This window comes from Mesorhizobium sp. M1406 (genome assembly GCF_040317555.1).
Classification (GTDB): domain Bacteria; phylum Pseudomonadota; class Alphaproteobacteria; order Rhizobiales; family Rhizobiaceae; genus Mesorhizobium.
Genome location: NZ_JAMYKW010000127.1, coordinates 1 through 5,984 on the forward strand (window position 1 = coordinate 1; position 5,984 = coordinate 5,984).

A 5,984-nucleotide genomic window follows, 5' to 3' on the forward strand; every position below is an offset into this window, starting at 1 on the left:
AAGGGGGCTAAAGATGAGCAAGACGACTCTCACTACTATCGCTATCCTCGCGATCAGCATCGGCCATGCCGATGCCAAGCGCCATAAGGTGAACCTGCCGGTTTGCACCGCGTCAAGCTCACTCTTCGAAGTCCTGGGTCACAAGACAAGCCGGCCACCATTTATGTCGCGAGCGTGCTCGAGAAGCCGCATTAGCGGACCGTGCTGACCACCAAAAACAAGGCCAAAGCCCTGGCGATGGCAAAGGAGATCGGCGACAAGGTGCGGGTCGAGGAGATCACGCCGAAACCGAAAAGGCGCAAGCGCCGGCAACACCCAGCCATCACACCCGCGCGATGCCGTGCAAGGCTCTCAGCCGCCGCCGTCTTCACCACCACCGCCGCCGCCCGCCTGGCCATCTTGCTGACGGCCCGATGTATGGCGGGCATTTCCCTCATTACCGTGGCGTATATCTCGGGCTGCTCGGACTCGGTCACAGTGATCGGTTTTCATGGCTCCGTCTCCAATTGCTAAGGCGATTATATCTTTGACAAACCCAAAATTTCGGCTAAATTAGTGGAACATCCTGACAACGTTCCGAGAACAAGCCATGTCCGTCCTGTCCCGCCCCTACTTTCACGATGAAGCTGCCGCCTTCGAACACGTCGAGGGTATGTTGTGGCCGCAGGGTCCGGTTTGCCCCAAGTGCGGTTCGATGGATAAGCACTACAAGCTGACTGGCGTGCATACCAAGGCTTCGAAGAAGAATCCCGGCGGCGTAGAGCGTCATGGCCTCTACAAGTGCGGCGCTTGCCGTGCGCAGTTTACCGTCCGTATGGGCACGATCTTCGAGGAAAGCCATTTGCCGCTGACCAAGTGGCTTCAGGCTATCCACCTTATGTGCTCGTCAAAGAAGGGCATTTCCTCACGCCAGCTCCACCGCGTTCTGGAATGCACCTACAAGACCGCGTGGTTCCTGTCGCACCGCATTCGTGAAGCCATGCGCTCGGATAATTTCACGCCCAGGGGCGGCGCTGGCAAGTTCGTTGAAGCGGACGAAACCTACATCGGTCGTTTGAAGGGCGTTCCGGTTGCTCCTAGCGGCGCTCACAAGAACGTTGTGCTGACGCTGGTCGAGCGCGGCGGCATTGCCCGCTCCTTCCCTATCTAGCGCTTCGGTTGCCCGCCTTTGCCCATCGTGAATGCCAATATCGACAAGGAAACGTTCTCATGTCGGACGAGGCGCGCGTCTATCAGAACTTCGCCCCGCCTTCGCCGCTCACGGCACGGTCAACCACAGCGAAAACGAATATGGCCGTTCGTTCAAGGTTGCCGGCGGGGGTGAGCGCGTTCGCATCAACACGAACAGCGTAGAAGGTTTCTACAGCATCCTTAAGCGCGGCACGGGTGTTTATCAGCATTGCGCCGAACACCATCTGCACCGCTATCTGGCAGAGTTCGACTTCCGTTATTCGAACCGTTCGGCCATGGGCATTGAAGACAACGTTCGTTCTCTCATTGCCTTGAAGGGCGCCAAGGGCAAGCGGCTGACCTATCATGGGCCTCATTACCGCGAAGCATGAACACTATCGGAAGCCGGTACAGTTGAAGCTCCCACTTTGGAAGGGAGAAAAGCGAAAGCGGCAGTGTTAAAGCCTCATTTCGGGTCCGGATGAAACAATCAAGTGACACCCGCTTGATTTGGTTGCATATTGGTCATGCGGGTTGGCACCCAATGATAAGCGCCCCGGGGCGCTCCTCTAAACGAGGTAGTTGGGAGTGCGGCCGCAATTTCTTGTGAGTAGTAGTGCCTCTTACCGTGCTTCCATAGGTCGAATTCGTACGTGATTTTGTCACTGAGGAGTTCGTAGGAACGGAACGGGTGTCTTTGCCGTCCAATTCCCATTTCCGTTGCATAGCCCAAGTGCAGTAGTCGGCTATCTGGAAACATGGATCTGTGTTGGCCGGCCAGAACGCGACGCGCCAACCATCGCTCCGGATTTTCTGCTTCACCACATCCCTTACGGAGTCCTCGAACGCGATGCGCTTTTTCTTGGTTCTGATAGAGGCGACAGTGATCATGATTTCGCTAGCCGCCTTAAGGTAAGCATCGGAAGAGTGCTGAAAGTGAAAATGCCAACCGATCTTATAAAATCGATCTTCCGTAACCCGCACCTTGGGAATGGCCTTCGACTTCTCCATGATGGTGGATGGTGAACTTCTCTTTCGCCAAGAAATCAAAGACAGCGTTGCGTACCTCCTGCCGATCGGTTGTGGCGTGAAAGTAGTCGCCTAGCGGCGCACCCTGCCAAGCTAGGTCGCGCCTCAATTCCTGAAGTTTGATGCCTATGTTGCAATTGGATAGAATGGCCGTGCAGACGATGTAATAGCGGCTGATATTTTGCCCCTTAGAGAAATTGAAACAGCCAGCTTCATCGGCAAACAGAAAGATTCGATTCATGCCAGATAAAGAAGCAGCACAGATTGAAAAGTTCAAGCAAGCCGCCCGCGAACTGAAGACCGATCAGTCCGAAGATCACTTCGACGCGATCTTGAAAAAGATCCCGCAGGCCAAGCACGCTCCACATGACGAAGCGGTTGACCGCGCCAGCAAAGGCGCGGTGGTAAGGCCGAAGAAACGCTAGCCTTGTGAAAAGCGAATTAAAACGGCCTGCCTTGTGGAGCGAGACATTCCCCCTGCGGCTGGGTCAGCCTTTCCTTGCGCCAGCCGTCTGTCCCGCAAACCTGCCTTTGTAGCCACGGACAGGCGTCCCCAGGGTCTGTTCAAAATCAGTTGGCAGATACGCATGCCCGGCTTCAGTTTCACAGGAATCGTGTTGTGATTTACCATTTCAAGGCGGATCTGGCCGGCGAAGCCCGCGTGAATTGTGGGCGCAGTTAGATGCACTCCGATTCCAAGTCTGGCCATCGAACTCTTGCCCTCAACACGGGCGGCAATTCTAGAGTGGGACGTTAGCCCTACGGCGCAGTCATTTCCTCCGAATGTCTGCTGCGCAAGGCACGGAGTGGCGAGCGCCAGCATAAGCGCCACGGCCGAGAAATGGGCCATCGTTCGAATTCTCATCTTCAATCCCCGACAGGGAGCAGGCGCTGGCGCTCCCCAAGGTGCTAAAGAACTAGTGACAATGATATTCGCCGGTCTTGTGGTTCTTATGGCACCCGTTGCTATCGGTGCCGCCGCTATGCGCATAGGCATTGGTCACAAGAGCCATCGTCAAAGCCGTCAAAGCGGCCACAATTGCTGTTTTCATATTGCCCTCCCAAGTAATTCGGCACCAAAGCACTATTCGTGCGTCGGCACAACGTCGGGGGGAACGCTTCTCGCGTTCGGCAAAGAGAAGATGGCCGGCGCCAGGGTGGGAGCTGTTGGGCTGTGCGGCGCCGGCCAAGCGGACATCAGGTCCGCCGCCCTTGAAGAATGGCCGATTCGCCGACGCGCGGTCATGGTGTGATCGCGGAAGCCGTGGCTTAAGAGCTTCCGTCCGTCTCGCTTCCTCATAGATCATCCGGACGGGCAGATAGGCGTTCGTTTCCAGCCACTCGCGCAGGACGATCTAATGAGATTCGACCGGTCGAGTCTTCATCTCGGCGGCGATGGAGTTCCTTGTGTCCTCCCTGGCCGGCTCTCTAGCGGGACGCAGCGACGTTCCGGAGCATCAAGGCAGCACGCCAAAGGATGATCTGTAGATCGGGCCGCGGCGCTGCGGTCCGCTGCGCTCTCAAGCTCTGAAAGCGAGGTTGAGGTTCGACAAGTCCGGTTTCACCTGTGTTGCGGCTGGTCGGCGCCATTCAGGAAAGCGGAGGGCGCAAGCCACCTTGCGATTGGTCATCTCTGGATGCATCCTTGGAATCATGTCGCAGTTGCAATACCTGAATCACCTTTTGGAATGCCCTTACTGCCTGGAAATTCGGCTGAGAATTCCACACGACGTTCGGCCGGAGACGCTCATCGTTTGTGATGATTGCGGAGAGTTCCTCGGAACGTGGGATGAACTACAGACCGACTTCGAGAGGCAAGGCGGGCAAAGCGGGGTCTTCCGTCTCGAAAAGGGTCGTATCAGGCGAATCGATTAGAGCACTGGACGCGGGCCGGCAAGGCCCATTCCCGTGATCGCGGTACGACCAACCAACCGAATCGGTCATGTTTGCAAGTGCGGCGGATTAGCACCGCGGTCAAGGCACACCGGGGGTCGGCGGAGGCGGGGCTTCCGCCTGCTCCTGCCCGGGGCCAGCGGTCGAACCAGATACATCTGAGCCCGGAGAAAGCTTCCTGTCTGCCTCTTCCTCGCTGCCGAAACTGGCGGCATGAAGCAGCATGACCTTCGCCTTGGCGACCAATTCCTCGTCTACCAGCGCGGGCCCGGCCGCCAATGTAACGGCAATGACCTCGCCACCGTCGCCCCGGAATTCAACGCGATCGTGGCTCACCACGGTTTCCAAGACCTGCATGTCATCCTCCGCTCACATTTGGTCATTGTAAGGTTGTTTGGTCATCCCAACCTGCCTGGTCAGCTCGCAGAAGGCTGGCAAACCGGATTCGAATTGGGCGCGGTTGGCTACCTGCAACAATCGCAAGGGAAAGCAGACCGCATCGCGGTTCGCCGGGGACATGTCCTCGTACATTCGTTCTTCTGAAGTCACTAAGGCCTCGGCTTTACGCAGGGCCATATCGATATCGTCGACTGAAAGGATTCCACGATGGACCAGGATGTTGTTGACCGCCGCCACCGCCATCAGCAGCCCCTCAAGCTGAAGATTCGCAACGTTCACGTGGTCTTATCCTTGACGTAGGCACCCGGCTGCCTGCCGGCTTTGGGTGTCTTGGCATCCTTGGAATGTTCAGCGATTGAGGGACCTGCGCCCGAGGTCTTCTGGGTTGCCGGTGAGGGCGTCGGTCGCTTCCCGGCCGGGCCGGGCTGGACGCCTGCGGGCGAGGTGGGGTCTGGGTGCGTCATGGCAAGGGTCTCCCGTTCCGGATCGGCATCAACTCGCCAGGCGCGCCGAGGTTCCCGAACGATTTGGGCGCCGTGGGCTTTGTAAGGAACGGGTAACGCCAGCGGCTCCTGGCTCATGGGTACGAATAGGTTCTGCCGCACTCATGGGAGGTCACTGCGTGGTGACGCGCGGCGCTGGTGTGTTTTCGTTGACTACGTTGCCGACCGGAGCCATCGGCCAGACCAAGTGACGAACCGGAATCAGCTACAGAGGCGGCGTTTGGTCTTTGATGCGGCGGCTGCACGACTTTAGAGCCTTAGCGGCTTTCCCCTTTATAACAGTCCGCCGCCCGCGCGATGCAAGACGATGTCGTTGCTCTCAGGCCGAAGCCGTCGCGGGTCGCCGAGCGCCCTCTTCCTGCGGCTTGCATAAGATCGCGCCCTGCGCGTGACCTGAGTTTCGCTGGTGTTGCCCCACCGAATGAAGGGTTTAGCTGTCGGGGGCGGCGCGCTTTCCACATTGCGCTGTACCCGCCCCCGACAGCGCCTCCAGCTAGGCGCCCAGACCCGGCCCCGTTGGGGCCGGGTCGAGAGTTGTCGTCAGGATTCCGGGGCAGGTACGATTGAGGAACGTCATCGTCTCTAGCCGAACCTTGTCGCCGATCTTCGGGCGAGCCGCCTGGTTAGCCCTGTTGCCTATCGCGCAAGCAAAATAGCGGAGGCGCCGAGCGGTTCATCGCCGTCGCCTCCGAAGCAGTCTGGGCCTAAGCGGCCATGTCGAGGATCTTTATGCCATGGCGCTGCATGGCCGCGCCGATTTTGGCGAAATCGGGCTGCGTCAGCGGCTCGACGGTACCGATGTCGCGGAAGAAGGCAGTCATCGACGGCTCGACAAGCACGAGCATGCGCACCTGCTTACCACTTTCGTTCGAGTAATCGTGCGACTCCATCGGTCCGATACGGACCGCGCTGCCTGGATCGGCGACTACCGTGCGCGGCGCTTCACCAGCCTCGAAGTGGCGGATCCTCAGTTCACCCTCCAGGATGTAA

General features: G+C 58.3%; 7 protein-coding genes and 2 pseudogenes. 3 read left to right on the top strand and 6 right to left on the bottom strand.

The genetic code is table 11. From position 1 onward, the window contains the following. The first annotated feature begins 201 nt into the window (after window positions 1-201). Together NKH03_RS34085 and NKH03_RS34090 are read left to right on the top strand one after the other, a co-directional pair. On the top strand, window positions 202-513 hold the full coding sequence (locus NKH03_RS34085; protein ID WP_352973230.1) for a C2orf78 family protein: 312 nt from the start codon (window positions 202-204) through the stop codon (window positions 511-513). A 76-nt stretch (window positions 514-589) separates the two neighbouring features. Next, window positions 590-1,562: pseudogene (locus NKH03_RS34090) on the top strand (IS1595 family transposase). A 563-nt stretch (window positions 1,563-2,125) separates the two neighbouring features. Here the strand turns inward: NKH03_RS34090 and NKH03_RS34095 are convergent. Continuing rightward, a complete protein-coding gene (locus tag NKH03_RS34095) occupies window positions 2,126-2,440 on the bottom strand; it encodes a hypothetical protein (protein WP_352883360.1) in 315 nt (104 codons plus the stop codon). Between NKH03_RS34095 and NKH03_RS34100 the strand changes: the two genes are divergently transcribed. Then, window positions 2,439-2,624: a hypothetical protein gene (locus tag NKH03_RS34100; RefSeq protein WP_352883361.1), complete on the top strand. Its 186-nt coding sequence runs from the start codon at window positions 2,439-2,441 to the stop codon at window positions 2,622-2,624. The genes NKH03_RS34095 and NKH03_RS34100 overlap by 2 nt on opposite strands. Here the strand turns inward: NKH03_RS34100 and NKH03_RS34105 are convergent. From NKH03_RS34105 to NKH03_RS34125, 5 genes and pseudogenes are all read right to left on the bottom strand, one after another. Beyond that, complete coding sequence (locus NKH03_RS34105) at window positions 2,621-3,064, bottom strand: dCTP deaminase (protein ID WP_352973231.1); 444 nt, start codon at window positions 3,062-3,064, stop codon at window positions 2,621-2,623. The genes NKH03_RS34100 and NKH03_RS34105 overlap by 4 nt on opposite strands. A gap of 52 nt (window positions 3,065-3,116) precedes the next feature. After that, window positions 3,117-3,251, bottom strand: a complete 135-nt coding sequence (locus NKH03_RS34110; RefSeq protein ID WP_352883363.1) for a YHYH domain-containing protein — start codon at window positions 3,249-3,251, stop codon at window positions 3,117-3,119. A 922-nt stretch (window positions 3,252-4,173) separates the two neighbouring features. Continuing rightward, window positions 4,174-4,449 (bottom strand): hypothetical protein, encoded by a 276-nt coding sequence (locus NKH03_RS34115; protein WP_352973232.1) that lies wholly within the window; start codon window positions 4,447-4,449, stop codon window positions 4,174-4,176. A 12-nt stretch (window positions 4,450-4,461) separates the two neighbouring features. Continuing rightward, entirely contained in the window at window positions 4,462-4,770 is a 309-nt protein-coding gene (locus NKH03_RS34120; RefSeq protein WP_352973233.1) for a hypothetical protein, read from the bottom strand. Between the two features lie 928 nt (window positions 4,771-5,698). After that, window positions 5,699-5,984, bottom strand: a pseudogene (locus NKH03_RS34125) (cupin domain-containing protein); the annotation flags it as partial.